The sequence below is a fragment of the Trichocoleus sp. ST-U2 genome (genome assembly GCF_039961875.1).
Taxonomy (GTDB): Bacteria; Cyanobacteriota; Cyanobacteriia; order Cyanobacteriales; family FACHB-T130; genus FACHB-T130.
This window is the reverse complement of record NZ_JAMPJY010000023.1, coordinates 39,833-56,288: the sequence shown is the minus strand read 5'-3', so window position 1 is coordinate 56,288 and position 16,456 is coordinate 39,833. Positions and strand designations below refer to the sequence as shown.

At 46.3% G+C, this 16,456-nt stretch carries 20 protein-coding genes and 2 pseudogenes; 11 read left to right on the top strand and 11 right to left on the bottom strand.

What is annotated here, in order from left to right; all coding sequences use genetic code 11:
• Window positions 1-100: 100 nt before the first annotated feature.
• Window positions 101-502, bottom strand: a complete 402-nt coding sequence (locus NC996_RS16315) for a hypothetical protein (RefSeq protein WP_190409991.1) — start codon at window positions 500-502, stop codon at window positions 101-103.
• Window positions 503-622: 120 nt separating this feature from the next.
• A pseudogene (locus NC996_RS16310) lies at window positions 623-815 on the bottom strand (hypothetical protein); the annotation flags it as partial.
• A 249-nt stretch (window positions 816-1,064) separates the two neighbouring features.
• Between NC996_RS16310 and crcB the strand changes: the two are divergent.
• Both crcB and mgtE read left to right on the top strand, forming a co-directional pair.
• A complete protein-coding gene (gene crcB, locus NC996_RS16305) occupies window positions 1,065-1,463 on the top strand; it encodes a fluoride efflux transporter CrcB (protein WP_190686055.1) in 399 nt (132 codons plus the stop codon).
• Between the two features lie 220 nt (window positions 1,464-1,683).
• The gene (gene mgtE / locus NC996_RS16300; protein ID WP_190430354.1) at window positions 1,684-3,075 is read left to right on the top strand and encodes a magnesium transporter; all 1,392 of its coding nucleotides are present in this window, start codon (window positions 1,684-1,686) and stop codon (window positions 3,073-3,075) included.
• Here the strand turns inward: mgtE and NC996_RS16295 are convergent.
• The 3 genes from NC996_RS16295 to NC996_RS16285 all read right to left on the bottom strand — a co-directional run bounded on the left by NC996_RS16295 (window position 3,044) and on the right by NC996_RS16285 (window position 4,851).
• Window positions 3,044-3,268 carry a hypothetical protein gene (locus tag NC996_RS16295; RefSeq protein WP_190686052.1) on the bottom strand — a complete coding sequence of 75 codons (225 nt, stop codon included), beginning with the start codon at window positions 3,266-3,268 and terminating at the stop codon, window positions 3,044-3,046. The two genes, mgtE and NC996_RS16295, sit on opposite strands and share 32 nt — an antisense overlap.
• 48 nt (window positions 3,269-3,316) lie before the next feature.
• A complete protein-coding gene (locus NC996_RS16290; protein WP_190430352.1) occupies window positions 3,317-3,571 on the bottom strand; it encodes a hypothetical protein in 255 nt (84 codons plus the stop codon).
• 101 nt (window positions 3,572-3,672) lie between these two features.
• Window positions 3,673-4,851 (bottom strand): amidohydrolase, encoded by a 1,179-nt coding sequence (locus tag NC996_RS16285; protein WP_190686049.1) that lies wholly within the window; start codon window positions 4,849-4,851, stop codon window positions 3,673-3,675.
• Between the two features lie 331 nt (window positions 4,852-5,182).
• Here NC996_RS16285 and NC996_RS16280 point away from each other — a divergent pair, with 331 nt between their 5' ends.
• Complete coding sequence (locus NC996_RS16280) at window positions 5,183-5,326, top strand: hypothetical protein (protein WP_190686046.1); 144 nt, start codon at window positions 5,183-5,185, stop codon at window positions 5,324-5,326.
• A 91-nt stretch (window positions 5,327-5,417) separates the two neighbouring features.
• Here the strand turns inward: NC996_RS16280 and NC996_RS16275 are convergent, their stop codons facing one another.
• From NC996_RS16275 to NC996_RS16260, 4 genes are all read right to left on the bottom strand, one after another.
• Window positions 5,418-6,137, bottom strand: coding sequence for a Uma2 family endonuclease (locus tag NC996_RS16275; protein ID WP_190686044.1), 720 nt, complete (start codon window positions 6,135-6,137; stop codon window positions 5,418-5,420).
• Window positions 6,138-6,274: 137 nt separating this feature from the next.
• Complete coding sequence (locus NC996_RS16270; protein ID WP_190686041.1) at window positions 6,275-6,961, bottom strand: hypothetical protein; 687 nt, start codon at window positions 6,959-6,961, stop codon at window positions 6,275-6,277.
• Between the two features lie 94 nt (window positions 6,962-7,055).
• On the bottom strand, window positions 7,056-8,714 hold the full coding sequence (locus NC996_RS16265; RefSeq protein ID WP_190686038.1) for a protein kinase: 1,659 nt from the start codon (window positions 8,712-8,714) through the stop codon (window positions 7,056-7,058).
• A 310-nt stretch (window positions 8,715-9,024) separates the two neighbouring features.
• Window positions 9,025-9,249, bottom strand: a complete 225-nt coding sequence (locus NC996_RS16260) for a hypothetical protein (protein WP_242028962.1) — start codon at window positions 9,247-9,249, stop codon at window positions 9,025-9,027.
• 1,029 nt (window positions 9,250-10,278) lie between these two features.
• Between NC996_RS16260 and NC996_RS16255 the strand changes: the two genes are divergently transcribed.
• The 4 genes and pseudogenes from NC996_RS16255 (at window position 10,279) to NC996_RS16240 (ending at window position 12,590) form a co-directional block, all read left to right on the top strand.
• Window positions 10,279-10,443 carry a hypothetical protein gene (locus NC996_RS16255; protein WP_190411245.1) on the top strand — a complete coding sequence of 55 codons (165 nt, stop codon included), beginning with the start codon at window positions 10,279-10,281 and terminating at the stop codon, window positions 10,441-10,443.
• Between the two features lie 177 nt (window positions 10,444-10,620).
• A pseudogene (locus NC996_RS16250) lies at window positions 10,621-11,067 on the top strand (tellurite resistance TerB family protein).
• A 378-nt stretch (window positions 11,068-11,445) separates the two neighbouring features.
• A complete protein-coding gene (locus NC996_RS16245) occupies window positions 11,446-11,832 on the top strand; it encodes a hypothetical protein (RefSeq protein WP_190686123.1) in 387 nt (128 codons plus the stop codon).
• Window positions 11,833-12,071: 239 nt separating this feature from the next.
• Window positions 12,072-12,590, top strand: coding sequence for a hypothetical protein (locus NC996_RS16240; RefSeq protein WP_190428538.1), 519 nt, complete (start codon window positions 12,072-12,074; stop codon window positions 12,588-12,590).
• Window positions 12,591-12,719: 129 nt separating this feature from the next.
• Here NC996_RS16240 and NC996_RS16235 read toward each other — a convergent pair whose 3' ends face one another.
• Complete coding sequence (locus NC996_RS16235; protein WP_190411348.1) at window positions 12,720-12,815, bottom strand: cytochrome b6-f complex subunit PetL; 96 nt, start codon at window positions 12,813-12,815, stop codon at window positions 12,720-12,722.
• A 96-nt stretch (window positions 12,816-12,911) separates the two neighbouring features.
• Here NC996_RS16235 and aroB point away from each other — a divergent pair, with 96 nt between their 5' ends.
• The 4 genes from aroB to NC996_RS16215 all read left to right on the top strand — a co-directional run bounded on the left by aroB (window position 12,912) and on the right by NC996_RS16215 (window position 16,308).
• A complete protein-coding gene (gene aroB, locus NC996_RS16230; protein WP_190686036.1) occupies window positions 12,912-14,015 on the top strand; it encodes a 3-dehydroquinate synthase in 1,104 nt (367 codons plus the stop codon).
• 70 nt (window positions 14,016-14,085) lie between these two features.
• Window positions 14,086-14,217: a hypothetical protein gene (locus NC996_RS16225; protein WP_277878448.1), complete on the top strand. Its 132-nt coding sequence runs from the start codon at window positions 14,086-14,088 to the stop codon at window positions 14,215-14,217.
• Window positions 14,218-14,523: 306 nt separating this feature from the next.
• Window positions 14,524-16,134 (top strand): NAD(P)H-quinone oxidoreductase subunit 4, encoded by a 1,611-nt coding sequence (locus tag NC996_RS16220; protein ID WP_190527228.1) that lies wholly within the window; start codon window positions 14,524-14,526, stop codon window positions 16,132-16,134.
• Window positions 16,135-16,308: a hypothetical protein gene (locus tag NC996_RS16215; protein WP_190411361.1), complete on the top strand. Its 174-nt coding sequence runs from the start codon at window positions 16,135-16,137 to the stop codon at window positions 16,306-16,308.
• Here NC996_RS16215 and NC996_RS16210 read toward each other — a convergent pair.
• Complete coding sequence (locus NC996_RS16210; protein WP_190411249.1) at window positions 16,252-16,413, bottom strand: YqaE/Pmp3 family membrane protein; 162 nt, start codon at window positions 16,411-16,413, stop codon at window positions 16,252-16,254. The genes NC996_RS16215 and NC996_RS16210 overlap by 57 nt on opposite strands.
• Between the last annotated feature and the right edge of the window lie 43 nt (window positions 16,414-16,456).

Sequence of the window (16,456 nt, the reverse complement as noted above, 5' to 3'; positions counted from 1 at the left end):
GCTATCCGAATTTAGAATTAAAAAATTAGAAAGGCACCCAGCTAGCTGAGTGCCCCTGTTTTATATCAGCGCGTGGTTGCGCGTGATTACTGTTTCAACATCAAGAAGGGGTGCGAGGAGCTGTCAGGACATCCCAAGCCGCTTTAGCAGCTTCGGCAAGGCGATCGCCTAAAGTTGACACTTCCTTCACGATGGACTCCCAGTTCTTCTCTGCATCCATTTGAATGAGTTTAATCGAGTATGAAATTCGCTCTGGATCGAACAACTTATCCTGTTCAATCTTCTCCCGTGCTTGTTTCACTGCATTGAGATAGGCATCGCGAGTATATTCGGTAGCAGATTTTGTTTCTACCTGCGCCCGTTTTTTAATGGCGTCAATTAGCGCCATCGTTTCACGCTTCAAATCTTCGGATTCGCCTGCCATATTTTCATCAACGATAGCCTTTGTCTCCGGGCTAACTGTTATGGCGGTTTCTGTATTATTAGGGACTTCTGTATTCATGGCTACATCTCATGAGTAGAGTTTTGAGTGAAAAAGATTAGCTTTTAGTAAGGTTCGGCTACTAATTTCACAAACCGGAAAATTGAAGAAATGCTAGTACAGACCAATAAATCATCAGCGGTAGCTAACCATTGGGGCAAGAAACGCGATCGCACGACCAATTGTGACAGCAACGGCTTGAGTTAACGTGTCGCGATTGTAGATATGGTAGAGTTCGTAAGTTCGTCACAGCTACTAAAGCAATCCCTACCAAGGCACCTGTCTAACCACCAATGAACCAGTAGCTGACGGTAATGATTGGCGCACTAAACAGACCTAATTAGGCAACGGTTTTAAACTGATTCACTCCGCTTGCTCTCGTTGAAGGCATCTGCTTAAATAAAGGGCTATATCAGAAATAGCATTTCTGTAGTATATTTCCTTCAGCCTATCGGTATAATTTCAGAGGGTTAAGGCAAAAAGCGATAGCAAAGGTACGGGTTAACAAACCTAACCTCCTATAAGAAATCGCTGGATTGGAGACCCTTCATTCCCCAGTCCGAGAGTCTAATTTTCAAGTTAAATGCTCCAAGACCCCGCGATTCGTCATCCCATTGCCATCAGTTTAGGAGCGATCGCTGGAGCATTGAGTCGCTACTATCTCACCCTCTGGTTTGCCCAACGCTTCGGCACCAGCTTTCCCTACGGCACCTTTTTTATCAACCTTACAGGTTGCTTTGGGATGGGTTTTTTTGTCACTCTCGCCTTAGAACGGGTAGCGAATATTCCTCTAGATGTGCGATTGATGGTAACGACCGGCTTTTTAGGAGCTTACACAACTTTCTCCACTTATGGGTTAGAAACATCTATTCTACTGCGCGATCGCAGTTATGCCGCCGCCGGTATTTACTGGGCAGGTAGCGCCATATTTGGAATTATTAGCGTTCAGCTAGGCACGCTTCTGGCTCGGAGCGGGCGGTAGAAAAAACCCTATGACTGCTTAGCACACACCATTCCCAGAGCCTTCAATCTCGATCCTTGGAGACTAGACTGGTGCAGGAAAAATATCAACAATTGATTAAGTAGGGCGGTTGGCTCTCATTGGTGCTGCATTTACTCTTAAATCCCACGAAAACAACCGTACCAATGCCCTTTAGACTAAAAGCAGCAACAAACTTAACACTGGATTAAGAGGGTCTACCTTGACTGACACCAATACTCCTTTCCAGACAGTCTCGCGCAGCGAACTCCGGCAGCTCGTCCGAATGCAGCTGCAAATGCTGCTTGAGGCGGAAGACCTTCAGGGGGCAAAAGCAATCCTCGTCCCGGTGCAACCGGCGGACATTGCAGAAGCCATTGAAGGGTTGCCAGAGGCGATGCAAGCGATCGCCTTTCGCTTGCTCTCCAAGGACGAGGCGATTGAAGTTTATGAATATCTCGACTCTAGCGTGCAGCAGGCGCTGATTGAGGAATTCCGGCGGCAGGAAGTTCTGGACATTGTTGATAAAATGTCCCCTGATGACCGGGCACGACTTTTTGACGAACTGCCCGCTACCGTTGTCCGTCGTCTGCTCGAACAGCTCACCCCCACCGAACGCCAAGCGACAGCTCAGTTGTTGGGTTACGAGGCTGGTACTGCTGGACGATTGATGACACCAGAGTATATCTCTTTGAAAGAAAACATGACGGTGGCGGAAACGCTGGAGCGAATTCGCAGTTTAGCCCATGCTACTGAGATTATTTATTACCTTTATATTACGGATGCTGCTCGTCACTTGTCGGGCATTTTATCCTTACGCGATTTGGTAATCGCCAATCCCGATCAGAAGATTGGGGACATTATGACCCGTGATGTAGTATGCGTTTATACCAGCGATGACCAGGAAGAAGTGGCGCGGCTGATCGGGCGCTATGACTTTCTCGCTGTCCCGGTGGTAGACCGGGAAAAGCGTTTGGTGGGCATTGTCACCGTTGATGACGTGATTGACATCATCGAACAAGAAACGACAGAGGATATTTACAAACAGGGCGGTCTCCAGTCGGGGGGCGACAATTATTTCCAGACGGATTTACTCACGGTAGCTCGCAAGCGTGTCGTCTGGTTGTTTGTCTTGCTACTAACTAATACTGTCACCGGCACGATTATCAAAGCGGAAGAGGAAATTCTTCGGCAAGTGGTATCGCTGGCGGCGTTTATTCCCTTGTTAACTGGCACTGGCGGGAATGTCGGTTCTCAATCCTCGACAGTCGTGATTCGGGGCTTAAATACCGAAGAACTTCGAGAAATGGGGCCAGCACAGGTGGTAATGCGAGAAGCGATCGCTGGGGCACTCCTGGGAGTGATGTTAGGCACCGTGGCAACGTTATGGGCTTTCTGGCTCCTGAATGGAGATTGGTCAGTCTCGCTGGCTGTAGGGATTAGTTTGGTGGCTATCTCGGTTTTGGCATCAGTTGCTGGTTCCGGTCTTCCGTTCATTTTCCGCGCTGTCGGGTTAGATCCGGCTTTGATGTCAGCACCGTTTATTACAACGGCAGTTGATGTATTGGGCGTACTGATTTACTTTAATTTGGCGCGGCTAATTTTGAAGTTGTAGAAGCGAGTAACTGGGTATTCAGTTGAATCAGGAAGTTATGAGAAGGTGATATCAAATCCGCTTGAGCAACCAGTGCATTCTTGTCGGCGTAGCGTCCTGAAAGGGTATAGAACCATAATTCCTGCGGCTTCGCTTTTCCCTCGCCGCTGACAAAGAGGGTTTGGGGATGAGCTTTCAAATGATGGTGAATCAAACGAATTTGATATACGTAAAATTAAACGTTGCGGATGAAATTTCGCGTCTACAATTCTGTTGCTGTATCAGGAGCAACAATTTCCCCTTCCATACTCATTAAAGAGTCTTGATCGGTAATCAAATCACTCAACTCATGGAAAGTGACGCCCATATCTTCACAAGCTTTCTTGAGTTCTCGCTTAAAGGTGCCTAAATCCTCACCATAGCCTGACAGATGAGCCGCAGTTTCAACTCCCTGTTTTGCATTTGCTTTAGCACAATCAACCAGCTCTAAACCTTTGAGAGGTGTGGGTGAGGCCATAAGTAGTTTTGAATTTTAAGTTGTATTATTTGCAGCATACTGAGATTTACTCCAGAGACTTATCCTTCTGGAGTTAGAAAATCGAGGGAATTCAAATGCTTTTAGCGATGCTGCCAATATTTACAGACAGCATAGGCGAGGGTAACGACGCCAGTAATAATGGCAGATTCATCCACCTCAAATTGGGGATGGTGCAGCGGGTAGTTTTTTCTGTCCGGGTATCCCACGCCTAGTCGAAACATTGTACCGGGAGCGTGTTCCAGATACATCGAAAAGTCTTCCGCACCGAGAGAGGGTTCTAGTAAAATTTGGACGCGATCACTTCCCCACGCTTCTTTTGCAGCTGTTTCCACCATCTGAGTTAGCGCTGAGTCATTTTGCACAGAAGGGACTCCCCGGCGATAGTTGACTTCGCAGGTAGCACCGTAAGTTTTACAGATATTGCAGACAATCTGCTCGATCCACTGGGGTAAGGTGGCATGAGTTTCCGGATGCAGCGATCGCACAGTTCCCAATAATCGCACATGGTCGGCAATCACATTTGGGGCGCGTCCGCCCTCGATTTTACCAATCGTTAGGACGACCGGGCGCAACGGGTTCTGTGTGCGGCTAATCGCTTGCTGAAGAGAAGCGATCGCTTGCGCCGCAATCCAAATTGCATCAACTGCCTCATGAGGACGCGCCCCATGCCCAGATTCGCCTTTAATAATAATCTCCAGATCGTCTGCGGCTGCTGTCAAAGCACCGTAACGAATTCCCACCGATCCCGCCGAAATAGAAGGGAAAACGTGAACGCTCATAATCGCGCTGACATTCTGCATCACCCCATCTGCAACCATCCACCCAGCTCCTTGGGCAATTTCTTCGGCTGGCTGGAACAGAAAGCGCACATCTCCTGGCAAGGCCTCTCCGAGCTGAGATAGTATCATCGCCGTGCCTAAACCGACTGTGGTGTGGACATCGTGACCGCAGGCGTGCATAATTCCCGGAAGACGCGAGGCATACTCTAAACTGGTGCGTTCTACGATTGGCAAAGCATCCATATCAGTACGAATTGCCAGTAGTCGCTCATCGATACCTTGTCCTTTTAACTCTCCAACTACGCCAGTTTTACCCACCGCTTCTTGGACGTGAAGTCCACAGGAAGACAAAACGCCAGCAACATAGGCAGCAGTTTGGTATTCTTGACCGCTTAGTTCTGGGTGAGCGTGGATATGTCGTCGGATTTCAATCAGGCGAGGCGCTAGTTTTTCAGCAATGTCTTTAATACGAGTCAGCACAGATTTATTAATTGAGTGAGCGTTTATTTAATGATAAGAGTTGTAAAAACCTCAACTGCCCTTTAAGGATTCAATTATAAAGACTGTGAGCGATTACTGAATAATCGGTAAATAGAAAGCCATTGCAGAATATCCGCAAAAGCAGTCATCTAACCTTGACAAAAACAGGGCAAAGGCTATATAGAGGTGGCTGGACGTGATGCGATCGCTACTGGGATCGATTGATCTCAAAACCTACTATTAATAATCATTCCAAAATATAAATATCTTTCCACCGACATAGTTCTATCTACAGGTTTCGGTACTTAATTCATAATAATTTCAGGTGATAATGACCGATTTTGAGGCGATTTCCAGAGGTTATAGAAATAAGTTAAAGTTAGCATTGCCAGAAGGATTACTTTATCAAGAAGTAAAAAACTACCCACTGCTGACAAGTAGCGATCGCCTTCAGCTAATTATGCAAAGTTTGTAGTCATGTATCTGCTTGAGCGATCGCATTAACCTGTTACCAAGGTCTAGACGTATCAGTAGCTTGCAAAACCCAGTCTAGGTGTAACAAAATGTTACCCTAGCGAGTCTGGATCTAACCCCATAGCACGAAGTTGTTTTGCTAAAGTTTGGGCGCGTTGTTCGGCAAGTTGGGCGCGTTGTTCGGCAAGTTGGGCGTTTTGTTCGGCAAGCTGAGCGCGTTCTTCCGGTGTCAGCAATCTTTGCCCTTGCTCGTCGTACCAGTACAACCACTCCCGCGTTATTCCTTGATAAATTCCCCGTTCTGTACCAATCGCCAATCCCATTTCTGGGAGCCAAACCGGGTTTCCTGGCTGCAACACATATTCGCCATCAACCAACCGATGCACCTCCAAATGCGGCTTTCTGCGACGGCGTGACGAATAAATTACGTAGTACAAAACCCCTAAATTCGCATAATCTAGCTTTTTTTGGCTATATTCTTTCCGATAAGTTTGGGAGACAACCTCCAACACCATCGTTGGGACGCGCTCTTCTTCCCAAATTGCATAACTTAAGCGCAGTTCCTCGTCAAAAAACCGCTCGACTCCTAAGCTAAGAAATCCATCGGGTACAATGGCTGGTTTATCAGGATCGTAGTAAATCCCCATATCTACGCCAAAAAACCAATCCATGCGCTCTGCCCAAGCCATCGCCAATATTGCTTTTAGCAAACCAGGGATTAAATCTTGCAGTTCATTATCCACAGGCGTTTCGTCAGAGTCGGGTAGCTCCTCGGAAGAGGGAAAATACTTTGGTGGCTTGTACTCTAACATGACTAATTTCCCTAAGACTACTGACTCTATGATAAATAAGTAGATACAAACAAAAAAATTAGAGAAGCCCATTTTCTAAAAAATGGAATTTCTCTAATTTTATTTAATGCAAGTAGACTTGTCCCTTAAATAAAAACTTAATCGCAGACTGCAAAAGTTTTTTGTTTACCATCTAAGAAGTACAAAGCTTCAGAACAGTAAGCAAGAGAATCTACATCTAGTTGTTTGGGTGGTTCATCGGTTTTACTAACTTTCCACAATTCAATCGCTGGTGTATTGATATAGGTTTTTTCTTCTGGCGATTCCGCTTTCAAAGGACTATACTTGCGGTTCACCAAACCTTTTTCTTTTGCAGGCTTGAAGTCCATTGAAGTGTAAATTACCCCTTCTTCTGGCTTCGTGGTGCGCCTGTAATCTTTCACGAGCGATCGCTCAAACTTTTCATTGCCTTGATTCAGGGCGATTTGAAATCGGAAATCAGCCGTTTCTTCAGCCACTAACAACATGGCATAGTCTTTCAACCCATCTTGATTAAAATCAGCCGAGAAGATGCTGCAAGTAAACTTCTTGTCCGGAGTTTCACTAGACTTAAAGTTGCGAATCGACGGTACAAAATCGGATTCCTTGGCGAGGCGATGTTCGCCAAGGGTTGCTTTCACAGGTTGCGGGACTTCGCCTTGACACTGCAAATTGGGTAACTCAGCCACTGTTGAGGGAGTTGGGGAAGTTGTCGATGTTGTTGACGTGGACTGGTTGGAATTTGTTGTAGAGTTACAAGCACCCAACATCAGAACCATTGCCAATAAGAAAATTTTTTTTATCATGAGCTGCTAATTAAATCTGTCTGCTCAAGTAGAGCTTCCAAGGCGCGATCGCAAATTCCGGGGATTGAGCGATCGCGGCTCAGGCGACACGTCATTAACGCCAACCTAACCAACGCAGAAAAGGCACAACCAAGTAGTAACTCACGCCCAGCCAGAAGGCAATCGTGACACCCAGGAGACTGAAAAAACCAAGGCTAGGAAGGAGATCGAACGAACTAAGAGTAAAGAACCCTAAACCCCCAAAGATTCCGGCTGTGCCAGCTGCGGCGACAATGGCGTGAACCAGTTGATGGCTGGGCAAACCAAGACCGAGCGTTAACGGGCCAACAGCAACTGCAATCAACGTGACCATTTGCAGCACCGTTCCAGCAGGCATCAGATGGCAAACCAGCCACCCTAACCCATAGCCAAAGACACCCATGAGTCCAGCCACTAAACGGCGCTTGCGTTGACCAAAGCCACCAGCTTCAGTAAGACCCCAAGCCGTTCCCCATCCAGCGAATGCAAATAGCAGAATGGCTTGTCCGACTGGGGGTGGAATATAGGGGAAAACAGGTGGTAGCTGCGCTAGCAAAGCAGCGAAATGAGTCCCTAAAGGGAACACATAAGCCAAAGAAAAACCAGTAACAGCAAACACCCCCCCCGCAATTCCGCCAACAAGCATCTCCCAAAGCGTATCCAGGCAAGCTGTCACAACTTTAGCGATCGCTCGAACCACGAAAAGAGCCGTTTGACCCGCTAGCGTCACAATAGAGGCGATAGCCACCCACAAAAGCTTTAGGCTTCTGCTAGCGATGGTCGCGATCGCATCCGAGAAAGACTGCGGAACCTGACTGGTTTTCGTCTTCATGGAAGAATCCCCAGCCAGACGCTGCTGAATTTCCACAGCCGTCCCCGGTCGCTGGCGCACATCAGCCTGCACCATATCATCCAGCAAATCGGCGAAGGCGGGACTCACCGGGGCGCAATGACGCCAACGTAACTCTCCTGTCGCCGGGTCTTCCAACTCTGGGGGATATCGACCTGTGAGCAAGTGAATCATCGTTTGACCCAGCGCATAGAAATCTGCCGCCGGTCCCACCGCACCTCCAAAAATCTGCTCCGGCGGACTGTATCCGGGAGAAATCAAACGCGTTGAACTTGCCTCTTGTCCCACTTGGACAGTACCTATCTGTTTCGCCCCGCCAAAATCAATTGCCACCAGTTGCCCGGTTTCCTGGCGAAGCATCAAGTTGGAGGGTTTAATATCTCGGTGAATAATCTGCCGCCGATGCAACTCTTGTAAAATATCAAGCGCTTGCTTCAGCCAATTCGCCACCAGCGGCTCCGGACACCCTTGAGGATAGTGGCGCTCCAGGATATCCTGCAATGTCTGACCGTTGATTTTTTCCATTACCAGACAAGGCAGACGCCGGTAAGAGGGATGACCCAAATTCACTACAAAATAGCTATCTGGCTCGACGCTAGGGACACCCGGATGATGCAGACTTGCTAAAACAGATGCTTCTTGCTCAAACAGTTCCTGCGCCTTTGATGAAGATTCCAGTAATACCTTCAGCACCCGGTCTTTTGCCAACTGCAAATCCCAGACTGTATAAATAGCAGCGAATCCCCCAGATCCTAGAGTCTGGAGAGGAATATAGCGATTGTTCAGATGTAGCGGTGCCCCACAACAGTTGCAAAATTTGTTTCCCCAAGGCTGGGGATAGGGACGCGAACAATCGGGATTAATACAGTGGGCAGCACTGGTCACAGACTAGAATTAGATGAAAACACAAGCTCCCTCGATTCTACTCGACGCCTCAGACTAACCGGAAAACCCGCCAGGATAATCTTCACCAGCGATAAGTAAATACGATACTACCAGCCCTTGAGGAACTTTATCTTTGTTCTAGAACCGACTAAGCGCTTGATAAGGGCATGGTGATTCTTAAAACGATATCCATTGGGTGGTATCGAGCGCAATCTAATAATTTAAAGCGTTTAGATACAAACAAAGCCGGAGAGTTGCTTCTCCGGCTTTGTTTTCACTTGTCGTGCTTCTTTAATGTATTACCAAAAACTTATTTGGCAGAGAGGGTAGTAGCGGTCTGCTGTTGAATCCATGCTGAATGCAAGTCCTCCTCTACAAAAGCCTTTTTCCCAGACTTTAAACTTTCAGCTATAAGCACTTTGATGGTTGGTAAATAAACCCCATTAACCATTTCATGTCCGTAACCAACCACTTTGCCAAAATGCCCAGTTTTCTGGCTAAGAACATCATCCCCTATGGCAAACATGATTTCCATCCTTTTGCGGTGATTCTTTTACTAATCTAATTACTGGTTTAAACCTTTGCTTCTATCAAAGGGAAGGAGTAGCTGTTCCAAAGAAATACCCACATATTAAGTCATTAAGTGCTTTTGAATACATTACTCCGTAATTTTTTTGTTTTTTTAAAAGAAACTAATTTTTTTTGATAAGCTGTAATGTGGAACCAAAGCTTGCCAATTTTACAAGTTGCCGACAGTATAACAAATTGAAAGGATCATTTATCTGATTCTCTCCGTTAATCCTTTGTTCAAGCCTATAGCAAGCACAAACAGCAAAATTAAATAATAATATTAAAGGTAAAAGAGATACAATATTTATGGCTAAGAATAAATTCCTAAATCAACTGCTTATAAATAAATTTTAAAAACATTATTTAACTAGCAATTGCTGTAGCTAGAAACGGCGAACTAGTATACAAGAAGCAATTAATTCCCAAAGATAAAATCCTCAACATCTTCCCTTAATTGAGAAAATGTTGATTTTCTTAAAAAATTAAGACGATCGGGAAGCTGAGAAAAACTAAAGTTTACGAGAAACTTGGACGCGATCGCTTTCTTAGGAAAAGTTTTTCCTTGCAAGTTTAGAGGGAACTTGGAACCAAATCTCGGTATCAAGAGCAAACCCAAAAACGCAGGAATCGTTGAAGTGGGCAAAGTGACAAGTCAGCGCTAGGCTAACGCCTCGCTTCGCTGTTTTCATGCCCAAGGGGCTGTACGCTATCACGCACCTCATCACAAAAAATATTTAAGTATAAAAAATCAAAAACTAAAAAACTGAAGCTTCGCTAAATGACTCAATTCGTCGATTGCCTCAGTATTATTGCTCTTGAGGTTAGTATTTATAGTTTCATAAGACTTACCAGCCTGTTGAGTCAAACCCGTGTAATTACCGGGACATTAGTGGCTCTTAGGCTAAATCTAGTGATTCTTCTGAGGAAATGAGTAGCCAGTGTGTGGAGTAATAAGGGAAGAACAACAACAGCCCAGAGCTGAGAAGGCCAAACCATGACGACCTACATTACTTTTGAAACCGCGCTACGGATGCTTGAAAACGCCTATTTAGCTTCCGTTATCTTCCTCCTTGCGGCTTCTTACCTGGGTTTAATCGCGATCGACAAGATTGAAAAAGCTAGCGACAACACCCCCTCACGCCAACTCGGTTCTCGTTGAACAGCGATCGCTAAAAGTTCTCGCTCAAATAGTTTGACTGTTAAAAATACTCATCTAGGACTCGCGTCATACTCAACCAAGCTGCGAATTGAAGTTGACAGGCTTCTGGAATCATCAGCATCAATCGTGTAGGACAAGTAAATACCTACCTACTATGCCCCTAAGGAGTAGACTGCGATGGGCTTGTTTGACAAAGTATTCAGTACTCAGAACAAAGTTCAAGAAACGCTTAGTCCAACGGAAGCATTTGCTGCTATTACCTTAGCTGCTTGTGCCTCTGACGGATACCTCTCCGACGAAGAAGCACGAGGCATTTCTTCTACACTGTCTCGAATGAAACTCTTCAGAAGTTATCCAGACGATGTGATGAGACGGATGTTTGATAAACTTCTCGGTATTCTTAAACGACAAGGCCCTAGCGGGTTGGTTAAAGCGGCTCGTGAATCTCTTCCTCACGATTTACAGGAAACGGCTTTTGCAGTGGCAACCAATCTCGTCTTAGCCGATGGCATCGTTACCTAAGAAGAACAGAATTTTTTAAACGATTTGCATCAAGCTTTAGAGATTTCCACGGAAACGGCGGTGCAGATTGTGCAAGTGATGTTAATTAAAAACCGAGGTTAAACCTATCCCCTCACGCTTTCGGATTAAATCTCGATAAATATTCTTCAGTAGAGACTAAATGACCCCTGTTAAGGGGTTTTTTTTTCTGGTTACGATTCCCGGTATGCGCTCAGCACTCACATCGCTCAGAAATGTCTCAAATTTCTACTTTTTATCCAATTTTTATCAAGCTCTCCTCGTAAAGCATCTATATACTCTTGCGATCGCCATAACAGCGATCGCGCAGTCATTCTACTGTCTGGCGCTACTGACAAGGTTCTGCTTATACTTTCTAAAATAATTTATTTCTTCATCCTCCTAGGGGTATATTTTACTCTTTCTTTAGGTATACTTGGCAGAACCGCAAACACAGTTAGGAAGGAAACCTAAATGTCAGGAATGAACTACTTAGAGTTAGAACAAGAAATTGCCAAGATGGCTAGGGCGATGATGACCCGCAATAGCCAGATTGGGAAAGACCTGATAGCAAATTTGAGAAGTCAGATGACCCTCGAAGAGATCGGTGGCATGATGCTGGTGAGTATCGAACGTTTAATCTGGTTTGACAGCGATTCAGTGTTGTGGACGATAGAGAATCTCATTCCTGCCGATGTAATGCAAGAAATTCGCACCATTACTTCAGTAGCTGTCGGCAAACGTTTGATTTGCAAAGGATTTATGCCAGGAAAAGATTTTAGTGTCGATGCAGCTGGCAAACTGCTACTCAACGACAAAGCTAAAACAGCGATATTACCTCTGGCGACTCTAACTCCTTTGAAAAGGTGAAGATGCCGTCAGACGATTGGCTGGAAAGCACAACGCTAGCCTAGGGAAACGTCCTCAAGCATTGTGCTACAAGTCCAATCCTGGATGGGTAAACATCTTCATCTCTAGTGAGTCACAGGATTTATAGTGATAAGAATCACTAATGAGTCAAATGGGTATCACACCCCCTAAACAGATTCGATCACCGAGGGGTATAAGTAAATGCAAGATACTCAATTTAGAGGATTCTGTGACTTACGATGCCCGACAAAGCCCTCATCACCAAACCGATTAATCAACCCACAGAAATCTTAAGCCAGTTGCACAGCGGACAGCTCCTCCGGGTCAATGGTTGTCGCAGCAGCGCCTTAATTATCTGTCATCGCCACCATGCAGAATTGGCGGGTCCTGGTGCAGGGATTGGCAGTCTGTTTGATATTAATTGTAGCCGGGTGATTCCCATTGGCAACCCGTCAGTGGTTTGCCCTGAGTCTCGCGCCGAGCGACAAAAAGCTTATGAAATTCGGCAACAATGGATTCGCTTTACTCAAAAAGCAATGGAGTATTGCGTGCCGTTGCAGCGTGCCCGTGTCATTTTAGTTGTATTTGAAAAATACTTTGGTCTTGAAGCGACTGCCCAAATGCCGGATGAGATTCTGGCTCAATTGGTGGGAGTTTTGCCAAAAACAATCCAAATGGCGCGTCGAGTGACTAGCAAGCCCTGTGAGAGTACCCCAAAGCAATCTACCGTAAAGGTGTTAAGTCTAACAGAAGGATGAGAGATGAAAGGATTCGTTGATTCGTCTTCTTGTATCCTTCTGTAACCTGCCTTTAGCAAGGATGAAGTAGGAAAGAAGTACAGAACGAACAATTCCTTCATCGTTCATCCTTCGCCAGCAGGCTAGTGATTAGATCAGCTTGATGGCGCGGAGACCGAAATACAGCCCCACAGCAACAGCAAAAGCACCACCCAAAAGTAAGAAGTAAGCGATCGCTCCAGAGATTTCCATTTTTCCGATAGAACGCAATATCCACCATTGAAACATCAAGTGGAGTAGAATACAGCCCACGGGCGCTTGTTGGTTGATGGGGTTTGGTTTATGGAATCGGTGATTCGGGTTAATTTACCGCAGCAGGCTTACGAAATTGCGATCGCATCTTCTGGTCTAGAGCAACTAGGCGCTAAGATGACCAGTTTGAACTTGGGGAAGAAAGTGTTGGTTGTTTCTAACCCAGAAATTTTTCGGCACTATGGTCAAGAAGCGATCGCATCCCTTAAAGAAGCTGGTTTTGACGTTACCGAACTAACCCTTCCCGCTGGCGAACGCTACAAAACCCTCGACTCTGTCCAAAAAATCTACGACGCCACCTTGGAAAATCGCCTAGAACGCTCTTCAACGCTTGTTGCGGTAGGCGGTGGCGTAATTGGTGATATGACTGGCTTTGCTGCGGCTACCTGGCTGCGGGGAATTAACTTCGTACAAGTTCCGACAACACTCTTGTCAATGGTTGATGCTGCCATTGGCGGCAAAACCGGCGTTAATCATCCCCAAGGAAAAAATTTAATTGGTGCCTTCCATCAGCCGCGGCTGGTTTTAATTGACCCAGAAGTGCTGAAAACTTTGCCAGTGCAAGAGTTTCGGGCGGGGATGGCAGAGGTGATTAAGTATGGGATTATCTGGGATGCTGATTTATTTGAGCAGATGGAGCGATCGCCGTATCTTGACTCACTCCCCTCTCTAGACGCTGGTTTATTACAAGAAATCCTGGCACGATCCTGCCAAGCCAAAGCCGATGTCGTCAGCAAAGATGAAAAAGAAGCTGGACTCCGCGCCATTCTCAACTACGGTCACACCATCGGTCATGCTGTAGAAAGCTTAACCGGCTACCGTGTCGTGAACCACGGGGAAGCAGTAGGGATTGGGATGGTCGCGGCGGGTCAGATTGCGGTTAACCTTCAGATGTGGGACAAGGCAGACGCCCAACGTCAAGATGCCCTAATTCAAAAAGCCGGATTACCCACCCAGCTACCAGCAGGGCTAGACATCGAAGCAATTATTGAGACGCTGCAAACCGATAAGAAAGTGAAAGATGGAAAGGTGCGGTTTGTCCTTCCCACCCAGATTGGGGCAGTAACTGTAACCGACCAAGTGCCGTCAGATGTAATACGACAGGTGCTGCAACAAATGGTTACTCACCAGTAATCTGTAAGCGCAAAAAGCTACACTGAGCCAACTGTTTTCGTCAAACGTCTCTGTTTATAGGGGCTTTCCGATGACTCACTTTGGCATCATCTGTCCTACCGCCTCCGGTCATCTCAACCCGATGACGACTTTAGGCTACGAATTGGTTTCTCGCGGTCATCGCGTCACTCTATTCGGGAAGCCTGTATTGGCGTTGCATTAACTGAGCAAGGGTCTTTGGGCGCTCTTGAGCGCATTAGTTATGGCGTTCTTATCAAATATTTACTCGAAGATGGCGATCGCAGCCGTCTTTTTTTTGCCTAGATGCTTAACATAAAAATTTTTAAATTAACATATTGCAACATTTAAACAACTAGAGCTATATTCGTAGGGTAAGTATAAATTCCTAAGACATCACTTCTGATTGAGTCTATACAGGAAACTTTGGCGAAGTACAGGTTGCTCTGTTGAGTGCCTGCAATACGCCACCTAAATGCCGCAATATCGCCTCAACCTTGGGTAGGTTCTGATGATCAGTACTCAATTTCCGTGGCTCACCACGATTATTCTGCTGCCGTTACTCGCTTCCTTCGCCATCCCCGTACTACCGGATAAAGACGGCAAGACCGTCCGCTGGTACGCATTGGGCGTAGCGTTAGTAGATTTTGCTCTGATTGTTTATACCTTTTGGCGTCACTACGACTTAAAAAACCCAACATTTCAGTTAGTTGAAACCTATTCTTGGGTGCCTCAACTCGGTCTAAATTGGTCTGTAGCGGTGGATGGGCTGTCTATGCCGTTGATTGCTTTGACCGGCTTAGTCACCACCCTGGCTATCTTCGCGGCTTGGAACGTTACAAATAAGCCACGTTTGTTTTACTTTTTAATGCTGGCAATGTACAGCGCTCAGATTGGCGTTTTTGCTGCTCAGGATATGCTTTTGTTCTTCCTGATGTGGGAACTGGAGTTAGTGCCGGTGTACCTGCTGATCTCCATCTGGGGAGGGCCAAAGCGCCAGTATGCTGCAACCAAATTTATCCTTTACACTGCCTTAGGCTCGGTGTTCATTTTGGTTGCCGGTTTAGCAATGGCTTTCTATGGCGATACCGTCACCTTTGACATGGCGGAACTGGCAGCCAAGCATTACCCCTTAGCATTGGAACTCCTGGCCTATGCTGGGTTCTTGATTGCCTTCGGCGTCAAACTGCCAATTTTCCCGCTGCACACTTGGCTACCTGATGCTCACGGCGAAGCTTCCGCCCCCGTCTCGATGATTTTGGCTGGGGTGTTGCTGAAAATGGGCGGCTATGCGCTAATCCGCATGAATATCGAAATGCTGCCTAGCGCCCATGTTTATTTCGCCCCAGTACTCGTGATATTGGGTGTCGTCAACATTGTCTATGGTTCTTTAAACGCTTTTGCTCAAGGCAATCTCAAACGACGGCTAGCTTGTTCTTCGATTGCCCACATGGGCTTTGTACTGATTGGAATTGCCTCGTTCACTGACTTAGGGCTAAACGGTGCAGTTCTGCAAATGGTTTCCCACGGGTTGATTGCAGCGGCGCTGTTCTTCCTCTCAGGCGTTACCTACGAACGCACCCACACCCTGATGATGGAAAAAATGGGGGGCATGGCGAAACAAATGCCTAAAGTCTTTGCTTTGTTCACCGCCGGTTCAATGGCTTCTCTCGCCTTACCAGGGATGAGTGGATTTGTCGGGGAATTGACAGTCTTTTTAGGCTTCACCATGAGCGATGCTTACAGTTCCACTTTCAAAGTAGTGGTAGTATTGCTGGCTGCGGTGGGATTAATTCTGACGCCAGTTTATTTGCTCTCTATGCTGCGGCAGGTGTTCTACGGTAAGCAACATCAAGAGTTGGTAACAGATTTAGTGTTGCTGGATGCCCAGCCGCGCGAGGTGTTTATTGCCGCTTGCTTAATTATTCCGATTATCGGAATTGGTTTCTATCCCAAGGTGGCAACTCAAACCTACGATGTGAAGACTGTAGCGATCGCTGCCCAGGTTCACAATGTACTGCCTCTAGTCGCTCAAACCAAAGCGCCTCTCTACTCGCGCGGTTTGGTTGCACCAACTTTACCCGCTACTGCGGCTGGAAATTTGCTGAGTGCAGCCGAGTAATTGACTCGACTGTCCTTAGAAATCAATCGTGCTGATTTAAGGAGCCATGAAGATGGCTCCTTGTTTCTTTTAGATGGAGCCGAATGGTTAGGTTGTGGGGGAATGGAGGAGCGATCGCTATTTTCTCGAAATAATAATCCACACCGCATGAATGATTCCGGGAAAATAACCTAGAAAAGTCAAGACGAGATTGATCCAAAAGTCTCTTCCAAAGCCAACTTGCAAGAAAACGCCCAGCGGTGGCACAAAAATAGCGATCAGGATACGGAAGAAATCCATAAAAACACCTTTTGAGAATTAATGGGAATATTTTCTAGGATCT

Bases quoted from the DNA above. Each gene is read 5' to 3' on its own strand.
- NC996_RS16315 (WP_190409991.1), bottom strand. From the start codon at position 502: ATGAATACAGAAGTCCCTAATAATACAGAAACCGCCATAACAGTTAGC.
- crcB (WP_190686055.1), top strand. From the start codon at position 1,065: ATGCTCCAAGACCCCGCGATTCGTCATCCCATTGCCATCAGTTTAGGA.
- NC996_RS16290 (WP_190430352.1), bottom strand. From the start codon at position 3,571: ATGGCCTCACCCACACCTCTCAAAGGTTTAGAGCTGGTTGATTGTGCT.
- NC996_RS16280 (WP_190686046.1), top strand. From the start codon at position 5,183: ATGACCGATTTTGAGGCGATTTCCAGAGGTTATAGAAATAAGTTAAAG.
- NC996_RS16275 (WP_190686044.1), bottom strand. From the start codon at position 6,137: ATGTTAGAGTACAAGCCACCAAAGTATTTTCCCTCTTCCGAGGAGCTA.
- NC996_RS16270 (WP_190686041.1), bottom strand. From the start codon at position 6,961: ATGATAAAAAAAATTTTCTTATTGGCAATGGTTCTGATGTTGGGTGCT.
- NC996_RS16260 (WP_242028962.1), bottom strand. From the start codon at position 9,249: ATGGAAATCATGTTTGCCATAGGGGATGATGTTCTTAGCCAGAAAACT.
- NC996_RS16255 (WP_190411245.1), top strand. From the start codon at position 10,279: ATGACGACCTACATTACTTTTGAAACCGCGCTACGGATGCTTGAAAAC.
- NC996_RS16245 (WP_190686123.1), top strand. From the start codon at position 11,446: ATGAACTACTTAGAGTTAGAACAAGAAATTGCCAAGATGGCTAGGGCG.
- NC996_RS16240 (WP_190428538.1), top strand. From the start codon at position 12,072: ATGCCCGACAAAGCCCTCATCACCAAACCGATTAATCAACCCACAGAA.
- aroB (WP_190686036.1), top strand. From the start codon at position 12,912: ATGGAATCGGTGATTCGGGTTAATTTACCGCAGCAGGCTTACGAAATT.
- NC996_RS16225 (WP_277878448.1), top strand. From the start codon at position 14,086: ATGACTCACTTTGGCATCATCTGTCCTACCGCCTCCGGTCATCTCAAC.
- NC996_RS16220 (WP_190527228.1), top strand. From the start codon at position 14,524: ATGATCAGTACTCAATTTCCGTGGCTCACCACGATTATTCTGCTGCCG.
- NC996_RS16210 (WP_190411249.1), bottom strand. From the start codon at position 16,413: ATGGATTTCTTCCGTATCCTGATCGCTATTTTTGTGCCACCGCTGGGC.